Here is a 19,700-nt window from a genome sequence, read left to right as displayed (position 1 = left end):
TCAGGGTTTGGCGATGGCGTCTTCGGCAGCCTTCATCAACTGCGGGCCAATTTTCGGCGCCCAGCTTTGCTTGACGCTTTGCGTGGCCTCAACGAACGCGCTGCGCTCGGCATCACTAAGCTCCACCACTTCCACACCGCGCGAACGGATATCAGCCAAGCGTTGTGCCTGCTGGCCACGCGACAGCTCGATCTCCCACTTGCCAGCATCCAGAGCAGCTTGGCTCAGCAGTTCGCGATCGGCTTCAGGCAGGCCTTTCCAGACCCGCTGGTTGACCGCAAAGATCAGGGGATCAGCCATGTAGTGCCAAAGCGTCAGGTACTTTTGACCCACCTGATCAACCCGCGCGACGTCGAACACCGAGATCGGGTTTTCCTGGCCATCAACCGCACCAGTGGTCAATGCTGGCTTGGCATCGGACCAGCTCATTTGCGTTGGATTGGCGCCCAGCGCAGTGAAGGTATCCTGGAACAAGGGCGAACCCACTACCCGGATTTTCAAGCCGGCAAGATCAGCCGGCGCACGCAGCGGCTTGACCGAGTTGGACAGTTCACGAAAGCCGTTCTCGCCCCAGGCCAAGGGCATGATGCCGCGCTTCTCGATAGCAGCGAAGGCCAGCTTGCCCGCCTCGCCCTGGGTAATGGCATCCAGGTCGGCGTTATCCTTCATCAGGAAGGGAACCGAGAACAGATTGAGTTCCGGCACCTGTGGCGACCAGTTGATGGTCGAGCCAACCGCCATATCAATCAGCCCGGAGCGCATGGCCGAAAACTCCTTGGTCTGGTCGCCGGCAACCAGTTGAGCGTTCGGATACACCCGCAGGGTGATGCGTCCTTCAGAGCGTTCCTTGACCAGGTCTGCCCATTTCTGCGCAGCCTGTCCCCACGGAAAGGCATCCGAGAGGACGGTTGAAACTGAGTATTCGCGCGCCTGGGCAGTCATGGCTACGGACAAGGCAGCGGCAGTTGCCAGCAGCGTAAAGCAACGGGGAAATTTCATCGGGCATCCTTGATGTGGATCGATATCGTTTTTTTATTTAGTAAGGCTCAAGGCTCGATCACAGCATTCAAAACTGTGTTCGGCAGATCCAGCGGCGAGCGGATGAGTCGCCTGGGTGTGCCGGGTCGGCACCAAATGCACGCATTTATGCGTTGAAACCGCTCGTTTGACCTTGTGAGTCACGAACGGCTCGCCAGCGGCTAGCGCATAGCCTACTAACTATCTCAAATGCCCGCATAAAGTGCCATTATCAAAAGGCATGATGCGCCTGCTTTGGACAACAGGCCTTGGCGCTGGCCATAATCGCCCGATTGCTTTTCAGGATGCTGCCGGCGATGACTATTTCCCGCGAAGACCTCGACCACGATGGCTTGATCGTCGGCGTCTCACCCGAGCGCTTTCGCGCCGTGGCCATGCCGCTATTGTTCGATCACCTCAATGCGCAGTGCGAAGGCACATTTGCGGTTAACCGCCAGGCGCGAATTGTCTGGATAAACGACAAGTACGCCCAAAAGGTAGGCATAAGCGATGTCCGCAGCGTCCTGGGCAAGGACATTGAAGACGTCTTGCCCGCCAGCAAGTTGCGTGAAGTGGTAGAGAGCGGCCAGCCAAGCATGTTGGATCTGATGGCCTTTGGTGATGAGCACTTTGTCGTCACGCGAATTCCGTTACGCGACGAGGACGGCACCATGGTCGGCGCACTTGGCTTCGTGCTGTTTGACCGCGCCCGGCACTTGAAGCCCTTGATGGCCAAATACAACAGCCTGCAAAACCAGTTGCTCGCCACTCAGCATGAGCTGGCCAAGGCCCGGCGTGCGCGCTACACCATCGCCGGTTTTATTGGTGCCAGCCACGCGGCCAGCGAAGTCAAACGTCAGGCCCGGCGTGCCGCGCAACTGGATGCAACTGTATTGCTGCGTGGCGAAACCGGCACCGGCAAGGAATTGCTGGCCCAGGGCATTCACAACCTATCGCCAAGGGCAAACGGTGCCTTTGTTGCAGTCAATGTCGCGGCTATTCCAGAAACGCTGGTCGAAGCCGAGCTATTTGGCACGGCTCCCGGGGCCTACACCGGCGCGGATCGCAAAGCGCGCATTGGCAAGTTCGAACTGGCCGATGGCGGCACCTTGTTTCTCGATGAAATAGGCGATTTGCCCATGCCGCTACAGGCCAAGCTGCTGCGTGTGCTGCAAGAGCAGGAAGTGGAGCCGCTGGGCTCGAACCAGGTAAAGCCCTTGAGCGTAAGGGTGATTGCGGCCACCCATATCGACCTGGAAGCCAAGGTCGCCAATGGGCAGTTCCGTGACGACCTGTATTACCGCCTCAATGTACTGAGCCTGAATGTGCCGGCGCTGCGTGAGCGTCGTGAAGACATTCCTGCGCTGGTCGAACATCTGCTCGATGACATCGCCAATCGTTCGGGGCAGGCACCCATGGAGCTTAGCGATGGCGCCCTGCAACTGCTGACCAGGCAGTTATGGCCGGGCAATGTCCGTGAATTGCGCAACTTGCTGGAACGGGTGCAGCTCGCGGCTGAAGGCACCTTGCTCGATGCGCAGTTGATCCAACCGCTGCTCAGTTCATCCGCTCCGAGCCTCTCTGTGCTGGCCGATGTACCAGCCCAATCGACACCGCCAGCGCACGAGCATCAAGCGCCCCCACTGGCCCACAGCCTTGCACAGGCAGAACGCCAAGCCTTGCAGGTGGCCCTTGCCGCCTGCTCCGGCAACCGCAGGCAAGCGGCCATCCAGCTGGGAATATCCCGTGCCAGCCTCTACAACAAGCTGCAACAGCACGGCCTGGCCGAGCGCTGACTGGGCTGAACGGTGAATGCTTAATGTCTAGAAAACTAGACACCTTAATCGCCAACCGCTCCAAAAATTCATACATGTCCAATTTAATAGACAGTACCGCTCTCGTCTTTAAATCCAATCCTACCGCTCATTGATGCCGGAAAGGCCCGTTCTTCGGGCCTTGCGCCTCAATACAACTAAAGTCTTGAACCACTTGGCACAGCTTTCGCTCTAGTAAACCTAGATGTGCGTATGCCTGTCTGTGACGCACAGCTTTAGCCGGCCCGCCAACTAGAGCGGCGCCTAAAACAACAACAAAAAGGAATGACCTATGGGTACCCTCGGTATTCTGATTTCACTCGCACTGTTGATGTACCTCGCTTATCGCGGCATCAATGTGCTGATTCTCGCCCCGTTGCTTGCCCTGCTGGCGCTGCTGTTTTCCGGCGAAGCCAGCATGCTGCTGCCCACCTACACCCAAGTATTCATGAAGGCCATGGGCGGCTACGTCATCCAGTTCTTCCCGTTATTCCTGCTTGGGGCATTATTCGGCAAGTTAATGGACGACTCGGGATCTGCTCGCGCCATTGCCCATGGCATCGTCGCTAAAGTTGGCAGCGAGCGCGCCATTCTGGCCATTGTGCTGGCCTGCGGCATTCTCACTTACGGCGGCGTCTCATTGTTCGTGGTGGCATTCGCCGTGTATCCAATTGGCGCCGCCCTGTTTCGCGAGGCAGGTATTCCCAAGCGCTTGATCCCGGGCGCGATTGCCCTGGGTTCATTTACCTTTACCATGACCGCGCTGCCCGGCACTCCGGCCATCCAGAATGCGATTCCCAACCCCTTCTTTGGCACCGACGCCTTTGCCGCGCCAGGGCTTGGCATTATTGCCGGCTCCATCATGTTTGGCCTGGGGACCTGGTGGCTGACCTCCCAAGCGCGCAAACTCAAGGCAGCCGGCGAAGGCTATGGCGAACATCAGGATGACCCGGTTCTGGAAACGCACGCCTACACGCCAAGCTTCTGGCTGGCACTGCTGCCCATACTGCTGGTGATTGGCCTGAATTTCCTGATGGCCAAGCAAATCTTGCCAAATATCGATGCCAGCTACCTGGCCAAGCCTGAATTTGGCGGTTTGTCTGACGCTAAATCCCTGATTGGTATCTGGGCGATTATCGTGGCCCTGGCCGTCGCGGTTCTGCTGTTGATTGTGCTGCACTGGAAGCGCTGGATGGACCTCAAGAAAACCGTCAACGAGGGCTCGTTTGGCTCGATGCTGCCGATTTTGAATACTGCTGCCGAAGTCGGTTATGGCACGGTCATCGCTTCCCTGGCAGGCTTCGTGGTGATCCGCGACCTGGTCTTGGGCGTCTCCGATAACCCGCTGATCTCCGAAGCGGTGGCGGTGAATATCCTGGCCGGTATTACTGGCTCGGCATCCGGCGGCATGTCCATCGCCCTTAAAACGCTCGGTGAGCAGTACATGACACTGGCCACTTCAGCGGGTATCAGCCCGGAGCTCTTACACCGCGTCGCGGCAATGGCCTCGGGCTGCATGGATACCTTGCCGCATAACGGTGCGGTCATCTCCTTGCTGGCGATCTGCAAGCTCACTCACCGCGAGTCGTACAAGTTCATCTTCGTCAATACCGTGGCCTTTCCAATGCTTGCATTGGCGGTGGTCATTACCCTCGGCACCCTGTTCGGTAGTTTTTAAACCACAAGCATGCCGGGGTTTTCGACCTCGGCATGCTTGCCTCACGCCAGTCTTGGACTTCCTTAGTTTTCGAGTATTCGCCATGAGTAAAGTCATGAGCGCAGCCGCGGCAGTGGCGCGCATAACCGATAACAGCACTATCGCCACGGGCGGATTCGTCGGCATCGGGTTTGCCGAAGAAATCGCCATCGCCCTGGAACAGCGTTTTCAACAGGAGCAAAGCCCGCGCGACCTGACATTGGTGTACGCCGCAGGTCAAGGTGACGGCAAGCAACGTGGTCTCAACCACCTTGCCCACCAGGGGCTTGTGCGTCGGGTTATCGGAGGCCATTGGGGCCTGGTGCCAGGCTTGCAGAAGCTCGCGGTGGATAACCTCATCGAAGCTTACAACCTGCCGCAAGGAGTAATCTCGCAACTGTTTCGCGACATCGCAGCCGGCAAACCCGGGCAACTGTCCAAGGTCGGCCTGGGCACCTTTGTCGACCCGGACTTTGGCGGCGGCAAACTCAACCAGCGTACCCAGGCCGAGCTGGTGCGCAAGATGCCAATCGATGGCCAGGATTATTTGTTTTACCCGACCTTCCCGATTGATGTCGGCATCGTCCGTGCAACCAGCGCCGACACGGAAGGAAACCTCAGTTTTGAACGCGAAGCCCTGACCATTGAAAGCCTGGCCATCGCCATGGCTGCGCACAACAGCGGCGGCCTGGTCATTGCACAGGTCGAGCGTATGGTTGAAAGCGCCACGCTCAATCCGCGAGATGTGAAGATTCCTGGAATCCTGGTCGATTGCATCGTGGTCGCTCAACCAGAAAACCATCAACAGACCTTTGCCACAGCTTATAACCCGGCATTCTCCGCCGAAACACGCGTCCCCTTCGACAGCCTCGCGCCCATGCCACTTGAGATACGCAAGCTGATTGCCAGGCGCGCGGCCATGGAGTTGTCATCTGGCGCCGTGGTCAATCTCGGTATTGGCATGCCCGAGGGTGTTGCGGCCGTTGCAGCCGAGGAAGGCATGATAGATATGCTCACGCTCACGGCTGAGCCCGGCGTGATTGGTGGCGTCCCTGCATCAGGACTGGATTTTGGCGCCGCGAGCAATCACAGCGCATTGCTCGACCAGCCTTATCAATTCGACTTCTACGATGGCGGCGGGCTTGACCTGGCTGTTCTCGGACTTGCCCAGGCCGATGTTGAAGGCAATCTCAACGTATCCAGGTTTGGCAGTCGCCTGGCGGGTGCTGGCGGTTTTATCAATATCAGCCAGAACGCCAAGCGTGTGGTATTTGTCGGCACCTTTAGTGCGGGCAAGCAGGATATCCAGATTATCGATGGGCAACTGAAAATCAATCAGGACGGCGATATGTGCAAGTTCGTCGAACAGGTCGAGCACCGTACATTCTCCGGGCAGCACGCAACCGAGCGCGGACAACCTGTGCTGTACGTTACCGAGCGCTGCGTGTTCCAACTCACAGCGCAGGGCCTGGAGCTGATAGAAATAGCCCCCGGTGTAGACCTGCAGCGCGATATATTGCAGCGCATGGCATTCGCCCCCATTGTACGCACCCCCAAGCTGATGGACGCCAGACTGTTCGCCGAAGGTGCCATGGGCCTGAAAGCAACGCTGGCTTGAGGATTAGCAGCGCGCCCACCACAGGCCTTGCCAGCCTGGCCTGACCCACTCGCAGAGTGAATGCCCTGATGTGGTTCAGGCCCAGAAATGAAAACACCCTGCGAGAACTTCGTCTTCGCAGGGTGTTGGATGACTCTCCAACGCCGCACATCAAGTGCGGCGTCAGGCGCTGCACTCAACGCTTGGCAATAATCCAGACGGCGTGAACGATACCTGGAATGTAGCCGCACAAGGTCAACAGGATGTTCAGCCAGAAAGCGCCTCCCAGGCCGACTTGCAGGAAAACACCAAGTGGCGGTAACAAAATGGCGATCAAAATTCGGATCAGATCCATTGAAAAGCTCCTTTGTGGATGCCCCGGCATTGGGTACGTAAATTTTGACTCGTCATTGCCCCGACAGTTCAGCCTGTGTGTGTTTTCTCAGCGCCATCCCTGGCAACGGCGTCCAGAAAACAGCGGCTGAAACCGGCGCCGCATATACCTCCGGACCAGGTTAAGGCTGCATGCGATTTCCCGCTTTGGACTGTCTTGCAGTACCGTCCAATTGGCGATTTAGCTGCTCGACCAGGGTAATGACGCCAACAATTTTCTGATGGATACCGGGCCTTTCCACGGCTGCGGTTTCTTGCTTCGCGATTGTGTCAAACGCCAACAATTGGCCCGGGCATTCTTCAGCTTCTAGCTGCAGTGCCGGGTCGAACAAATCAAAGTGGGTGAGCCTGTAGGTATTCATGGTGTTCTCCTTGAAAGCTTCATGGGATAGAGCTCAGGAGGCAGTTCAGCTAAAAAACGTGCAAAGCCCCAGGCTGTATGCCTGGGGCGAAGTTCTTGTAATTTGAATATCCACACAATTAATGACAATTGCACAACAGGTTCCGCCCTTTTCTGCCGAGGTTCAAACCTTTGCGAAATACGACTGTCAAGCTTTTGTAGCTATAGTCTGTTCTACCGCATCAGTAGAGCTGCGTTTCCATTAATCAGCAGAGAGAGCATTTATGAGCAAGCAATACACCGTTGCCGTCTTGGTCGGCAGCCTGCGCAAGGCTTCTATCAATCGCAAACTTGCACTGGCCCTGGCTGATCTGGCTCCACCGTCATTGCAGTTGAAGATCATCGAAATCGGAGCCTTGCCGCTGTACAACGAAGACATCGATGTCGAACCCGCACCGGACGCCTACACCGAGTTTCGCAATCAAGTTAAGGCAACCGACGCACTGCTGTTCGTCACTCCCGAGTACAACCGCTCGGTGCCCGCCCCAATGAAGAACGCTATTGATGTGGGCTCGCGTCCTTACGGCCAGAGTGTATTCAGTGACAAGCCAGGTGCGGTGCTAAGCGCATCGCCGGGCGCCGTTGGCGGCTTTGGCGCCAACCATCACCTGCGCCAGTCAATGGTATTTCTCAATGTGCAAATGATGCAGCAACCAGAAGCCTATCTGGGCGGTGCCGGCAGTTTCTTCGACGACAACGGCCAGCTCAGCGACAGCGTCAAACCTTTCCTGCAAAAGTTTATCGACGCCTATGCAAAGTGGGTCGAACTGCACCACAAGGCCTGAGTAAAGAGGTGCGCCGCTATTGTTGCGGCGCCCCCAGGACAAAGGGGCTGGAGCTTGCAAAAAGCAAACCCCGGAAAAAAGAAAACCCCGCTTTAAAAGCGAGGTTCATGCAGACTGTATCCGATCTTCCTTGACCTGCTTGCCATCCTGGCAGGCATTCCATCGTATCCATGATAGTAATACGTGCTTCCTGCACTACGTCCACGCGATCTAATTTAGGCTATTGCCGTTATAGGCAACAGGGCTAAAACATGACGCTGCTTGTAAGCATTTCGCTATATCAAACCAACCAAGCGTTTGATCGGCTTTTGTTCTTCTGCGATTTTTCTCACATTTACATAAAACAATCAGACTAACGCCAACTGCCATGCCATCTCTAAAACCACTGATCCTGTTCGCGCTTTCCGGCCTGGCCTGCAACACCAGCCTCGCAGGCCCGACCGGGGGACAAACACAAACGGCTGACCACAAGAGCGCCGAACAGCTGCTGTGGAAGACTGTTTACGCAAACGGCGGCGCAACCCTCTATTGCGGCCAGGCATTCGACCAGCAAAGCGGCTTGCTGACGCTTAGCGAGGTCTACAACGGCAAGCAGCTAAAGCGCGCCCTGCTCTGTACCACCGACAACCAATGTGCGGTGGTCAACCCACGCTACCCCTACATGAAGGCCGACTTGCATAACCTCTACCCGGCACTTGCCCGCGCCGAACTGGTTCGACGCAACGCACAGTTCGGGGAGCTGGATAACAACGCGGCGAACAAGCTGGCCGACATTGGCTGCCAGATGCAGGCAACCTTTCAGTTGGTTGAACCTCGCGATGACGCCAAGGGCAACATTGCCCGGGCAATTTTCTATATGGCCAGCGAATACGACTTGCCAATTATTGGCCCGGTGCAAATGTACAAGAAATGGAACCAGATCGACCCGCCCGATACCGCCGAGAAAGCCCGCAACGATAAAATCGCCGAGCTGCAAGGCATCCGCAACCGCTTTATTGACGATCCATCGTTGGCCGAGCGAATCAGCAACAACTGATTTTCCAGCACTAAAAAACCCGCCGAAGCGGGTTTTTTAGTTGCCGAAACGCCTGCTTAGAACTGCGCAGCGTCAAGCAGATACAAGCTTTCGCTACCGGCCTTGACCGTAGCACTCAAGGAATGAATGCGCGGCAAGATACGGGCAAAGTAGAAGCGCGCTGTGCCGAGCTTGCTTGCATAGAAGTCATCTTCACCCTGCTTGGCCAATGCCGTGCGCGCCATCAGCGCCCACATGTAGGCATAGGCGGTGTAGCCAAAGGCATGCAGGTACTCGACCGAAGCCGCACCGATCTCATTCGGATTGCTCTTGGCGCGCTCCAGCAAGTCCGCGGTCATCTGTTCAAGAATGCTGATTGCACCTTTGAGCGGCTCAACAAACTCGGACAGCGAGGAGTCGGCCGAATCGGTGAAGGCTTTGATTTCGTCAGCGAAGTGCTTGTAGAACGCCCCGCCACTGCCGATCACCTTGCGGCCAACCAGGTCAAGCGCCTGGATACCATTGGTGCCTTCGTAGATCTGGGTGATACGGCAGTCACGAACCAACTGCTCCTGGCCCCACTCACGTATAAAACCATGACCACCGAAAATCTGCTGGCCGTGGATTGTAGTCTCCAGCCCGACGTCGGTGAGGAAGGCTTTGGCCACGGGCGTCAGCAGTGCGACCAGCTCTTCGGCACGTTTGCGCGTGGCCGGATCTTCGCTGAACTTGGCGGTATCGAGTTGCATGGCAACATAGCTGGAGAATGCACGACCGACTTCGTTCAGGGACTTCATGGTCAGCAACATGCGCCGAACATCAGGGTGCACGATAATGGGGTCAGCGGCTTTGTCCGTTGCAACCGGGCCAGTCGGCGCACGGCTCTGGATACGCTCGCGCGCATATTCGATCGCGCTTTGGTAAGAACGCTCACCGGTCGACAAGCCCTGGATACCCACTCCCAGACGTTCGTAGTTCATCATGGTGAACATTGCCGCCAGGCCACGGTTCGGTGCATCAATGATGTAGCCGGTCGCGCCGTCGAAGTTCATCACGCAGGTTGCCGAAGCCTTGATCCCCATCTTGTGCTCGATAGAACCGCAGGACAGGCTGTTAGGCTCGCCCAGGGAGCCATCGGCGTTGACCATGAACTTGGGTACCAGGAACAGCGAGATGCCTTTCGGGCCCGCTGGCGCATCTGGCAGCTTGGCCAATACCAGGTGAATGATGTTTTCGGTCAGGTCGTGTTCACCGCCGGTGATAAAGATCTTGGTACCGCTGACTTTGTAGCTGCCATCTGCCTGCGGCTCAGCCTTGGTGCGGATAATGCCCAGGTCAGTACCGGCATGCGGCTCGGTCAGGCACATGGAGCCCGCCCAAGTGCCGGCATACATGTTTGGCAGGTACTTTTCCTTGAGCTCTTCGCTGGCGTGGGCGTTGATCGACAGGCAAGCGCCTGCGGTCAACATAGGGTACAGGCCAAACGACAGGTTGGCCGAGTTGACCATTTCCTCGACCTGGGCCGAGATCACCTTGGGCATGCCCATGCCGCCGAACATGGCATCGCCACCAACACCCACCCAACCGCCTTCGGCGTAGGTCTTATAGGCCTGCGGGAAGCCATCCGGGGTTTTCACCGCACCGTTGCTCCAGCTGCAGCCTTCTTCATCGCCGCTACGGTTGAGCGGGGCAATAATACCGGCAGTGACCTTGCCTGCTTCTTCGAGGATTGCATTGGCGGTTTCTTCATCAACCACTTCAGCCAAAGCCGGCAACTGAGCCCAAAGCTTTGATACTTCAAAAACTTCGTTAAGTACAAAACGCATATCGCGCAGGGGAGCTTTGTAGTCCGCCATGGTCATTCCTCAAAACTTGAATACAGATTCGCAACAGTCTTTGGAGTGTACCCGAACAACATTGGTGACACATAGGGTCGAGTTGTGACCAGTAATTCACAAACCGTTTGCATATTATTGAAATAAAAAGACCTGCCAAATGGCAGGGCTTTGTCAGCCGGCCGCTGGTCAGAATGCGAGGCTTTCAGCACTCATGCTCATCATGCAATCACTGCCTGCCTGGGCAGCAGCAAGGTGCGTGGCGGTACGTGGCAACAAGCGCTTGAAGTAAAACTCACAGGTTGCCAGCTTGGCTTGGTAGAACTCGGTATCGCCACTGCCTGCGGCCAGCTTATCCGAGGCGACCAGCGCCATGCGCAGCCAGAGGTACGCCAGGATGACGTAGCCTGAGAACATCAGGTAATCCATGGAAGCAGCGCCGACTTCATCCGGATTCTTCATCGCGGCCATGCCAATCTGCTGGGTCAACTCACCCCATTGCTTGTTCAGGCCAGACAATTGGCTGACATAGGCACTGAACTGCGGGTTGGCGGCTTGCGCGTCGCAGAACTTGTGCACGATCCTGGTAAAGCCGCGCAACAGCTTGCCCTGGCTGCCCAGGACCTTGCGCCCAAGCAGGTCCAGCGCCTGGATGCCGTTGGTGCCTTCATAGATAGGCGCGATGCGGCAGTCACGTACCAGTTGCTCCATGCCCCACTCGCGAATAAACCCATGGCCGCCGAACACCTGCATGCCGTGGTTAGTCACCTCAAGACCCGTCTCGGTCATAAAGGCCTTACAAATAGGTGTCAGTAAAGCCAGCAGGTTCTCCGCTTCTTCACGGGCCTCGGCACTGTCCGCACGGTGCGCTTGGTCGAGCAACTGTGCAGTGAAGTAGGCCAGGGCGCGATTACCCTGATTGAAGGCCTTCATGGTCAGCAGCATGCGGCGTACATCGGGATGGACGATGATCGGGTCAGCGGCCTTTTCCGGCGCCTTGGGTCCGGTGAGCGAACGCATTTGCAGCCGCTCGTTGGCGTATTTGATCGCACCCTGGAAACTGGCTTCCCCCAGGCACAGGCCCTGCATGCCCGTGCCCAAACGTGCATGGTTCATCATGGTGAACATGCAGTTCAGGCCCTTGTTCAGCTCTCCGATCAAGAAGCCACGAGCACCGTCAAAGTTGATCACGCAAGTCGCCGAGGCCTTGATGCCCATCTTGTGTTCAATGGAGCCGCACGACACACCGTTGCGCTCGCCCGCCTCGCCCGTTGCCGGATCGGGGAGGAATTTCGGCACAATAAACAGTGAAATCCCTTTAGTGCCTGCGGGTGCATCCGGCAGCTTGGCCAGCACCAGATGGACAATGTTCTGGCTCATGTCGTGCTCACCGGCCGAGATGAAGATCTTGCTGCCGGTAAGCGAATAGCTGCCATCTGCCTGGGGCACAGCGCGGGTCTTGATGATGCCCAGATCCGTGCCGCAATGGGCTTCGGTCAGGCACATGGTACCGGTCCAGGTGCCTTCGGTAAGCTTGGTCAGGTAGGTCTGCTTTTGCGCTTCACTGCCGTGAGCATGAATGGCCGACATCGCGCCATGGGTCAGCCCCGGGTACATGCCCCACGAGGTGTTGCTGGCACCAACCATCTCACTGATCATCAACCCCAGTGAATGCGGCAAGCCCTGCCCGCCGTACGCCGGGTCCGCGGCCAAGCCATTCCAGCCCCCCTCTACATAAAGGGCGAAGGCTTCTTTGAACCCCTCGGGCGTGGTCACTACGCCGTTGTCGAACTGGCATTCTTGCTCGTCACCAGAACGGTTGATCGGCGCCAGCACTTGCTCGCAAAATTTTGCACCTTCCTCAAGAATGGCGCTGACCATATCCGGCGAGGCATCGGTCGCGCCAAGCGCTGCGTAGCTTGTATGGAAATCAAAAACTTCATCGACCAAAAAACGCATATCGCGCATTGGCGCTTTGTAATCAGGCATGTTCGCTCTCCATCAGCAGGCGCGCGGGGCGCGTAATGACTTCAAACTACTTCGACAGCCTGCACCGGGCAATCAAGCTCACCTCGATGAATGCGCTGCCATAAACTGGCCAGTCGCATGCAAGCACCATTACCTGAAAACAAAACACCCCGCGCTAGGCTGGCTAGCGCGGGGTGTTTGGCCATACGGCAGTTGCAGCCTAAGGTCGCTTAGAGCTGCGGACCTGCGTTGCGGATTTCATCCGACACATCGAACTTGGCGAAGTTGTCGATAAACAGCTTGGCCAGGCCTTTTGCGGCTTCATCGTAGGCGTTCTTGTCGGCCCAGGTATTGCGCGGGCTGAGCAAGTTGGTTTCAACGCCCGGTACCGACTTGGGCACGCTCAGGTTGATGATTGGCAAGTGCTCGGTTTCAGTGCCGATCAGCGCGCCGCTCTGGATCGCAGCGATAACACCACGGGTTGTCGGGATGTTGAAACGCTTGCCAACACCATAACCGCCACCGGTCCAGCCGGTGTTGACCAGGTACACCTTGGAGCCAAAGCCACGGATGCGCTTGATCAGCAACTCGGCATACTCACCTGCCGGACGCGGGAAGAACGGCGCACCGAAGCAGGTCGAGAATGTCGACTTGATGCCGCCGCCAGAACCCATTTCGGTCGAGCCCACCAAGGCAGTGTAGCCAGACAGGAAGTGATAGGCCGCTTGCTCTTCGTTCAAGATCGACACCGGCGGCAATACACCCGTCAGGTCGCAAGTCAGGAAGATCACGGCATTGGGTTCGCCACCGAGGTTTTTCTCGGAGCGCTTCTCGATCAGCTCTAGCGGATAGGCCGCACGGCTGTTCTGCGTCAGGCTGTCATCGGCGTAGTTGGGAGTGCGGTTTTCGTCGAGTACGACGTTTTCCAGCACGGCACCAAACTGAATGGCTTTCCAGATGACCGGCTCGTTCTTCTCGGAAAGGTCGATGCACTTGGCGTAGCAACCACCTTCGATGTTGAACACAACGCCCTTGCCCCAACCGTGCTCGTCGTCACCAATCAGGTAGCGGCTTTCGTCAGCCGACAAGGTGGTTTTGCCAGTACCGGACAAACCGAAGAACAAGGTTACATCGCCTTCTTCGCCGATGTTTGCCGCGCAATGCATTGGCAGCACGTCAGCTTCCGGAAGCAGGAAGTTCTGCACCGAGAACATGGCTTTCTTCATTTCGCCAGCGTAACGCATGCCGGCGATCAGGACTTTCTTGGCAGCGAAGTTCAGAATCACGCAGCCGTCGGAGTTGGTGCCGTCACGCTCTGGCACGCACTCGAAGTTGGCTACGTTGAGTACTTGCCACTCATCACGACCAGCCGGGTTGTACTGCTCAGGATTGATGAACAGGCAGCGGCCAAACAGATTTTGCCAAGCCGTCTGGGTAGTCATCTTGACCGGCAGGTAGTGGGCTTCGGCCGAACCGACATGGACGTGCGAGACAAAGCTGTCCTGAGCGTCGGAGAAGGCCTGCACGCGATCCCACAGCGCATCGAACTTGTCGGCAGGGAACGGACGGTTGATGGCGCCCCAGGCGATTTTCGACTCGGTGCTTGGCTCTTGAACGATATAACGATCAGCAGGCGAACGACCGGTACGGTGACCAGTGCGAACGACCAGTGAACCGTTATCGGCTAATTCGCCTTCACTGCGACGCAGGGCCTCTTCAACCAGTTGGGCGGCGCTGATGTCGGTGTACACGGCGTTATTGGCTTGCGTCATGTGAGTCCCCGTCGGCCGGCTGGCCGATTCCTTCGTGCGTGTTGTAGTAGGCCTTACACGCTACTACATAGAAAAAAGTGCGCCGGATTATGCCAGAAAAGAAACTGAAAAGTGCAGCCTCTGATCAGACCAAACAGTCGCATTATTGATGTTTGGCACTGTCGAGGCCCAGCATTGACGGCCTCGAACAGCCCAACACACTAAGTTTTCAGCATGGCCTTCAATGGCGGGTGCTGGATGGCGACTGACTGCCGCCGCCTGCAAAGAGCTGGGCAACATCTGCAGCGTCAAACGAGTAACGCTGATTACAGAACTGACAGTCGATCACCACATTGCCCTCATGCTCATCGAGCAATTGAACGGCATCTTCCTGACCTAGACTGACCAGCGCATTGGCTGAGCGTTCACGCGAGCAGCTGCAACGGAACTGCAAGGCGCGTGGCTCAAACACACGCAAAGGCTCCTCGTGATACAGCCTGTGCAACACAGTTTCATTGTCCAGGCCCAGCAATTCCTCGGTCTTCAGGGTATTGGCCAGGGTCGAGATGTGCTGCCAGCTGGCTTCACGGCCTTCGGCGTCCTTGATCCGGTCGGCGGGCAATTGCTGCAGCAGCAAGCCACGTGCGCGTTGCCCATCGGCGCTCAGCCAGAAACGGGTCGGCAACTGCTCGGATGTCGCAAAATAGCTGGAGAAGCACTCGGCCAGGTTATCCCCTTCCAGGCCGACAATACCCTGGTAGCGTTGGCCCTTGGCCGGATCGATGGTCATTGCCAGCATGCCTTCGGGCATCAGTTCGCGCAAACCGGCATCAGCCGTGATTTGCGCTTCGTCATAGCGAGCAATGCCACGCAGCTCGCCGGCACTGGAACACTCGACCATCAACAGAGGCACTGCGCCGGAAGAGCGCGCCTGCAGGATAAGCAGGCCATCGAACTTCAGGGTACCAATGAGCAGCGAGGCAGCCGCCAGCAACTCGCCCAACAGCTGGGCGACAGGTCGCGGATACGGGTGCTTGGCCAGGACATGGCTGTAGGTGTCAGTCAGGCTGACCATTTCACCGCGAATATCGGTGTCGTCGAACAAAAAACGTTGAGTAGAATCGGACATGCCTAATTCACAATAAGTGACCGGGCCGTGGATTTTAGGCGCAAATGCCGAGCTGACCAAGCGCCTCTTATCTATCATTGCCGACAAAAAAGTCTATCGGCCACTGCAAAGCGAGCTGTTTTGCAGCTTCAGCCATCCTGATTGTCGCGAAACTGATGAATCTGGCGGCGCTGTTTCTTGCTCGGCCGGCCATCGGTCTGCATGCCCAAGGCTCCGGCTTTTCGTTGCGCGGCGGCCTGCTCGCGGCGTTCAATACTCTCTGGCGTCTCACGGTACAGGGTTTGCGCCTCGGGTGCCCCACGACGCACGCCGGACAATAGCTCGACTATAATCGTACGCTCGTCAAAGCCGCTGCGAATAACCAGTTCATCGCCAACCTTGGGCTCCTTGGAGGGTTTGCAGCGCTCACCGCGATGATGGACCTTGCCACCTTCAATCGCCGCTTTGGCCAGGGCCCTGGTCTTGAAAAAACGTGCAGCCCAGAGCCATTTGTCCAGGCGAACCTTGTCGTCATCTTTATCGTTCATTATTTCAGCCATATTTTGTGAATATTGCCTGCTGCAGTTGTCTAGAATGCCGGGAATTAAGGTGGGTGTACCCTATTGAAGACATTTGACCATTTAAACGTGATCGGTTTACGCGAGTGGATCAACCTCCCGGACCTGGGAATGGTCGGCATCCGCGCTAAAATCGATACCGGCGCCAGCACCTCGACCCTGCATGCCTCGGACATCCAGCCCTTTGAACGTGACGGCGAGCAATGGGTACGTTTTACCGCGCACATCGGCACACTGGTGCAAAGCCGGCATCGCTGCGAAGCGCCGCTGGTGACAGTTAAACGGATTAAAAGCTCCAATGGCCAGACGCAAAATCGCTATGTGATCCGGACCAACCTGTCACTTGGCGACCGGTTGTGGCCAATAGAATTTACCCTCGCATGCCGCAAGACCATGCGCTACAGGGTTCTACTCGGCTCGAAGGCGCTGATTGCCGGCCAGCTGGTGGTCAACCCGGCGCTCACCTACGTACAAGACAAACCTTCGCTTATCGACCTCTCGGGTGCTCAATGAAAATCGCTGTGCTGTCGCGTAACCCGCGACTTTACTCAACCCGTCGCCTGGTCGAAGCCGGCCAGCAGCGAGGGCATGAAATGATGGTTATCGACACCCTGCGCGCCTATATGAATATCGCCAGCCATAAACCGCAGATCCACTATCGGGGCGCACCACTTGAAGGTTTTGATGCGGTGATCCCGCGGATAGGCGCCTCGGTGACTTTCTACGGCTGCGCGGTACTGCGCCAGTTCGAAATGATGGGCGTGGTGCCCCTCAATGAGTCCGTGGCGATTGCCCGCTCGCGCGACAAGCTGCGCTCGCTGCAACTGCTCTCGCGGCGCGGCATTGGCCTGCCTGTGACAGGTTTTTCCCCCTCCCCCGATGACATCCCGTACCTGATCCACATGGTCAACGGCGCGCCGCTGGTAATCAAGGTACTGGAAGGCACCCAGGGCATCGGCGTGGTGCTGTGCGAGACGGAGAAAGCCGCCGAGTCGGTGATCGAGGCCTTCATGAGCCTCAAGCAAGACATCATGGTGCAGGAATATATCAAGGAGGCAGGCGGTGCCGACATTCGCTGCTTTGTGGTCGGTAACAAGTTCATTCCCGCCATGAAACGCCAGGCCAAGCCCGGTGACTTTCGCTCCAACCTGCATCGCGGCGGCTCTGCCAGCCTGATCAAGATCACCCCGGAAGAGCGCATGACCGCGATTCGCGCCGCAAAGGTCATGGGCCTCAGCGTTGCCGGGGTGGATATCCTGCGCTCCAATCACGGTCCGCTGGTGATGGAGGTCAATTCTTCGCCTGGTCTTGAAGGCATTGAATCAACCACAGGCAAGGATGTCGCCGGGATCATCATTCAATACCTCGAAAAGAACAGCAGCCCACGCCTGACTCGCACCAAAGGCAAAGGCTGACCGCCGCTGCGCTGGAGGTCAGGCCCAGTCTTGACCCCTAACGCTTACATCCTGCCTTGGCTGGTTCAGACCGCATCGCGCGGCAGCAACAGGCCTAGCGGCAGGCAGATACGCGCCTCAAGCCCGCCGCCGGAACGGTTGCGCAACTCAACACTGCCGCCGTGCAAGGCGGCAATACGCTTGACGATCGCAAGACCCAGCCCTGCCCCCTGGCCACCGCGCGCCCGATCGCCACGAATAAAGGGATTGGTGATGCTGTTGAGCTCGGACGGATCGATCCCAACGCCGCGATCAAGCACGCTCAACACCACATAAGGCGCGCTGCTGTCGCCCGACATCGACACCGCAACCTCTGCGGTATCGCCACCGTAACGCAGCGCATTTTCGATCAGATTGGCCAGCAGGCGCTTGATCGAAATACGCCGCAACGGGAACACCGGCACCGGCTCAAGGCACAGCCGGACCTTCTCTTGCTGCTGGTTGTAGGGCGCCACCACCCCACGCACCAGCGCCAGCAGATCAAGCTCTTCGACAGGCTCGTCACGGCCATCGCGGATAAAGGCCAGGAACTGGTCGAGAATTGCATCCATGTCCTCGATATCCCGGACCATGTCATCGGTCAGTTCCGAGTCGTTCTGCAGGAACTCCAATGACAAACGCAGGCGCGTCAAGGGCGTGCGCAAATCATGGGAAACCCCGGCGAGCATCAGCTCACGTTCGCGGGCCGCCTGCTCGACATCCTCGGCCATCTGATTGAAGGCGCGATACACCTCCATCATCTCGTTGGGCGTATCACTTACCGGCAAGCGCACGCTGCGACCTTTACCCAATTGCCGCGCGGCAAACACCAGGCCCTTGAGCGGCGCACTCAACTGGCGAACGAAAATCCACGCCGCCGCAGTCGAAAGCAAGCCGATACCCAGGAACCAGCCGAGCACGCTCCAGATCTGCTGGCTACGCAATGGATGTGGATACAGGGGCACGCGAATCCAGCCCTCGCCCAAGGTCGGCGCATGCACCCACAAAGCGGGCGGGCTCTTGGCGCGGACCCGCACTTCAGTCTCCGGGCCGAGCTCCGACTGCATCTGGCGCTGGAAAATCTCGCTGTAGGGCCAGTGCTGCTCGCTGGCCGGCACCACCTTACGGGGCACTTGCTTGAGGTCAGCGGCCTGGGCAATGCGATCACGGTCTTCCGGGTCGGCAGCCCAATAGGCCCGAAGCGTCAGCGCGGCGCCATGGCTGTATTGACGATCAACCAGCATGTCCTCGTTCATCAACAGATAAACCAGGGTCAAGGCTTTGGAGAACAGTACGACGATCAACACCAGCCACAAGGTGCGTGCGAAGAAACTTTGTGGGAACCACAGGGGTGCTTTCATCAGTCACTTTCAAGCCAGGGAAATGACAACCGGGCGCCGAAGCGCCCAGCCTATGCGGTCTCAATCAAGCAGCGTCGCCTGCCAATCAGGACTTGTTGCCGTCCGGCACGAAGACATAGCCAACGCCCCAGACGGTCTGGATATAGCGTGGCTTGGAGGGGTCAGGCTCGATCAAGCGGCGCAGGCTGGAAATCTGTACGTCAATCGAACGTTCCAGCGCATCCCACTCACGGCCACGGGCCAGGTTCATCAGCTTGTCACGAGTCAACGGCTCGCGGGCGTGCTGTACCAGGGCCTTGAGCACAGCAAACTCACCGGTGGTCAGCATGTGTACTTCTTCGCCTTTTTTCAGCTCGCGAGTGGCCAAGGATAACTCGTAGTCACCAAAGGTCACATTGGCTTCTTCGCTACCTGGCGCACCCGGCACCACTGGTGCCTGGCGACGCAGCACGGCCTTGACCCGCGCCAGCAGTTCGCGCGGATTGAATGGCTTGGCAAGGTAATCGTCCCCACCCCACTCCAGGGCTTGAATCCGGCTGGCTTCGTCACCCTTGGCGGGAAGCAAGATGATTGGGATTTGATTATTCGATTCGCGCAAGCGGCGGCAGGCAGAAAGGCCATCCTCGCCCGGCAGCATCAGGTCAAGCACCAGCAGGCTGAACAACTCGCGCGCCAGGACACGGTCCATTTGCTCAACATTCTCTACCGCACGCACGCGATAGCCTTGTTCTTCAAAGAAACGCTCAAGCAAGCGCCGAAGACGGGCATCGTCATCGACAATCAGAATTTTTTCGCCTTCAACCACAGGTGCAGTGCCACTCATGTATAACTCCTAGACCGAGACGCTGTTCCAGTCATTTATAGCCCCCTGCAGCCACGGGCGCAGCCGTTATTTGCAGGCGTAATAACCACTGGATAGTCTCCAATGCAAGCATTATGGCTCAAGCGC

The 19,700-nt window shown here is 57.5% G+C and carries 17 protein-coding genes; 7 read left to right on the top strand and 10 right to left on the bottom strand.

Translation table 11 applies throughout. From position 1 onward, the window contains the following. Entirely contained in the window at positions 1-999 is a 999-nt protein-coding gene (locus tag PSES9_RS0108545; RefSeq protein WP_010485992.1) for a DctP family TRAP transporter solute-binding subunit, read from the bottom strand. Positions 1,000-1,334: 335 nt separating this feature from the next. Here PSES9_RS0108545 and PSES9_RS0108540 point away from each other — a divergent pair, with 335 nt between their 5' ends. The 3 genes from PSES9_RS0108540 (at position 1,335) to PSES9_RS0108530 (ending at position 6,145) form a co-directional block, all read left to right on the top strand. Continuing rightward, positions 1,335-2,813 carry a sigma-54 interaction domain-containing protein gene (locus tag PSES9_RS0108540; RefSeq protein ID WP_029529446.1) on the top strand — a complete coding sequence of 493 codons (1,479 nt, stop codon included), beginning with the start codon at positions 1,335-1,337 and terminating at the stop codon, positions 2,811-2,813. A 310-nt stretch (positions 2,814-3,123) separates the two neighbouring features. Then, a complete protein-coding gene (locus PSES9_RS0108535) occupies positions 3,124-4,509 on the top strand; it encodes a GntP family permease (RefSeq protein ID WP_010485988.1) in 1,386 nt (461 codons plus the stop codon). 82 nt (positions 4,510-4,591) lie between these two features. Continuing rightward, positions 4,592-6,145, top strand: coding sequence for an acyl CoA:acetate/3-ketoacid CoA transferase (locus PSES9_RS0108530; protein ID WP_029529445.1), 1,554 nt, complete (start codon positions 4,592-4,594; stop codon positions 6,143-6,145). Between the two features lie 175 nt (positions 6,146-6,320). On the opposite strand, the gene PSES9_RS24490 is transcribed toward PSES9_RS0108530, so the two are convergent. Beyond that, a complete protein-coding gene (locus tag PSES9_RS24490) occupies positions 6,321-6,479 on the bottom strand; it encodes a YqaE/Pmp3 family membrane protein (RefSeq protein WP_010485985.1) in 159 nt (52 codons plus the stop codon). Between the two features lie 160 nt (positions 6,480-6,639). Further along, the gene (locus PSES9_RS0108520; RefSeq protein WP_010485983.1) at positions 6,640-6,879 is read right to left on the bottom strand and encodes a hypothetical protein; all 240 of its coding nucleotides are present in this window, start codon (positions 6,877-6,879) and stop codon (positions 6,640-6,642) included. 262 nt (positions 6,880-7,141) lie between these two features. Between PSES9_RS0108520 and PSES9_RS0108515 the strand changes: the two genes are divergently transcribed. Both PSES9_RS0108515 and PSES9_RS0108510 read left to right on the top strand, forming a co-directional pair. Continuing rightward, positions 7,142-7,702, top strand: a complete 561-nt coding sequence (locus tag PSES9_RS0108515) for an NADPH-dependent FMN reductase (protein WP_010485981.1) — start codon at positions 7,142-7,144, stop codon at positions 7,700-7,702. A 367-nt stretch (positions 7,703-8,069) separates the two neighbouring features. After that, positions 8,070-8,738, top strand: coding sequence for an endonuclease (locus PSES9_RS0108510; RefSeq protein ID WP_010485978.1), 669 nt, complete (start codon positions 8,070-8,072; stop codon positions 8,736-8,738). Positions 8,739-8,794: 56 nt separating this feature from the next. On the opposite strand, the gene PSES9_RS0108505 is transcribed toward PSES9_RS0108510, so the two are convergent. The 5 genes from PSES9_RS0108505 to PSES9_RS0108485 form a co-directional block, all read right to left on the bottom strand. Next, a complete protein-coding gene (locus PSES9_RS0108505; RefSeq protein ID WP_010485976.1) occupies positions 8,795-10,573 on the bottom strand; it encodes an acyl-CoA dehydrogenase C-terminal domain-containing protein in 1,779 nt (592 codons plus the stop codon). Between the two features lie 168 nt (positions 10,574-10,741). Then, positions 10,742-12,541, bottom strand: coding sequence for an acyl-CoA dehydrogenase C-terminal domain-containing protein (locus tag PSES9_RS0108500; protein WP_010485974.1), 1,800 nt, complete (start codon positions 12,539-12,541; stop codon positions 10,742-10,744). 209 nt (positions 12,542-12,750) lie between these two features. Next, positions 12,751-14,292 (bottom strand): phosphoenolpyruvate carboxykinase, encoded by a 1,542-nt coding sequence (locus PSES9_RS0108495; protein ID WP_010485972.1) that lies wholly within the window; start codon positions 14,290-14,292, stop codon positions 12,751-12,753. 220 nt (positions 14,293-14,512) lie between these two features. Continuing rightward, on the bottom strand, positions 14,513-15,400 hold the full coding sequence (hslO, locus tag PSES9_RS0108490) for an Hsp33 family molecular chaperone HslO (RefSeq protein WP_010485971.1): 888 nt from the start codon (positions 15,398-15,400) through the stop codon (positions 14,513-14,515). A gap of 128 nt (positions 15,401-15,528) precedes the next feature. Beyond that, the gene (locus tag PSES9_RS0108485) at positions 15,529-15,927 is read right to left on the bottom strand and encodes an RNA-binding S4 domain-containing protein (RefSeq protein WP_010485969.1); all 399 of its coding nucleotides are present in this window, start codon (positions 15,925-15,927) and stop codon (positions 15,529-15,531) included. Between the two features lie 75 nt (positions 15,928-16,002). On the opposite strand from PSES9_RS0108485, the gene rimB reads away from it, so the two are divergent. Both rimB and rimK read left to right on the top strand, forming a co-directional pair. Continuing rightward, the gene (gene rimB / locus PSES9_RS0108480) at positions 16,003-16,470 is read left to right on the top strand and encodes a retropepsin-like aspartic endopeptidase RimB (RefSeq protein WP_029529444.1); all 468 of its coding nucleotides are present in this window, start codon (positions 16,003-16,005) and stop codon (positions 16,468-16,470) included. Beyond that, positions 16,467-17,372, top strand: a complete 906-nt coding sequence (rimK, locus tag PSES9_RS0108475) for a 30S ribosomal protein S6--L-glutamate ligase (RefSeq protein ID WP_010485967.1) — start codon at positions 16,467-16,469, stop codon at positions 17,370-17,372. Before rimB ends, rimK begins: the two co-directional genes overlap by 4 nt. Positions 17,373-17,437: 65 nt before the next feature. Here the strand turns inward: rimK and PSES9_RS0108470 are convergent, their stop codons facing one another. Further along, positions 17,438-18,751, bottom strand: coding sequence for an ATP-binding protein (locus PSES9_RS0108470; RefSeq protein ID WP_010485965.1), 1,314 nt, complete (start codon positions 18,749-18,751; stop codon positions 17,438-17,440). An 85-nt stretch (positions 18,752-18,836) separates the two neighbouring features. Next, on the bottom strand, positions 18,837-19,574 hold the full coding sequence (gene ompR, locus PSES9_RS0108465; RefSeq protein ID WP_010485964.1) for an osmolarity response regulator transcription factor OmpR: 738 nt from the start codon (positions 19,572-19,574) through the stop codon (positions 18,837-18,839). Positions 19,575-19,700 lie beyond the last annotated feature (126 nt).

This window comes from Pseudomonas sp. S9, from assembly GCF_000222125.1.
In the GTDB taxonomy this organism is placed as follows: domain Bacteria; phylum Pseudomonadota; class Gammaproteobacteria; order Pseudomonadales; family Pseudomonadaceae; genus Aquipseudomonas; species Aquipseudomonas segetis.
Note: the sequence above shows the minus strand (reverse complement) of the source record. Positions and strands in the feature narration are given on the sequence as shown.

Excerpts from the sequence above, each read along its gene's own strand:
- PSES9_RS0108545 (WP_010485992.1), bottom strand. The coding sequence starts at position 999 with ATGAAATTTCCCCGTTGCTTTACGCTGCTGGCAACTGCCGCTGCCTTG.
- PSES9_RS0108540 (WP_029529446.1), top strand. The coding sequence starts at position 1,335 with ATGACTATTTCCCGCGAAGACCTCGACCACGATGGCTTGATCGTCGGC.
- PSES9_RS0108535 (WP_010485988.1), top strand. The coding sequence starts at position 3,124 with ATGGGTACCCTCGGTATTCTGATTTCACTCGCACTGTTGATGTACCTC.
- PSES9_RS0108530 (WP_029529445.1), top strand. The coding sequence starts at position 4,592 with ATGAGTAAAGTCATGAGCGCAGCCGCGGCAGTGGCGCGCATAACCGAT.
- PSES9_RS24490 (WP_010485985.1), bottom strand. The coding sequence starts at position 6,479 with ATGGATCTGATCCGAATTTTGATCGCCATTTTGTTACCGCCACTTGGT.
- PSES9_RS0108520 (WP_010485983.1), bottom strand. The coding sequence starts at position 6,879 with ATGAATACCTACAGGCTCACCCACTTTGATTTGTTCGACCCGGCACTG.
- PSES9_RS0108515 (WP_010485981.1), top strand. The coding sequence starts at position 7,142 with ATGAGCAAGCAATACACCGTTGCCGTCTTGGTCGGCAGCCTGCGCAAG.
- PSES9_RS0108510 (WP_010485978.1), top strand. The coding sequence starts at position 8,070 with ATGCCATCTCTAAAACCACTGATCCTGTTCGCGCTTTCCGGCCTGGCC.
- PSES9_RS0108505 (WP_010485976.1), bottom strand. The coding sequence starts at position 10,573 with ATGGCGGACTACAAAGCTCCCCTGCGCGATATGCGTTTTGTACTTAAC.
- PSES9_RS0108500 (WP_010485974.1), bottom strand. The coding sequence starts at position 12,541 with ATGCCTGATTACAAAGCGCCAATGCGCGATATGCGTTTTTTGGTCGAT.
- PSES9_RS0108495 (WP_010485972.1), bottom strand. The coding sequence starts at position 14,292 with ATGACGCAAGCCAATAACGCCGTGTACACCGACATCAGCGCCGCCCAA.
- hslO (WP_010485971.1), bottom strand. The coding sequence starts at position 15,400 with ATGTCCGATTCTACTCAACGTTTTTTGTTCGACGACACCGATATTCGC.
- PSES9_RS0108485 (WP_010485969.1), bottom strand. The coding sequence starts at position 15,927 with ATGAACGATAAAGATGACGACAAGGTTCGCCTGGACAAATGGCTCTGG.
- rimK (WP_010485967.1), top strand. The coding sequence starts at position 16,467 with ATGAAAATCGCTGTGCTGTCGCGTAACCCGCGACTTTACTCAACCCGT.
- PSES9_RS0108470 (WP_010485965.1), bottom strand. The coding sequence starts at position 18,751 with ATGAAAGCACCCCTGTGGTTCCCACAAAGTTTCTTCGCACGCACCTTG.
- ompR (WP_010485964.1), bottom strand. The coding sequence starts at position 19,574 with ATGAGTGGCACTGCACCTGTGGTTGAAGGCGAAAAAATTCTGATTGTC.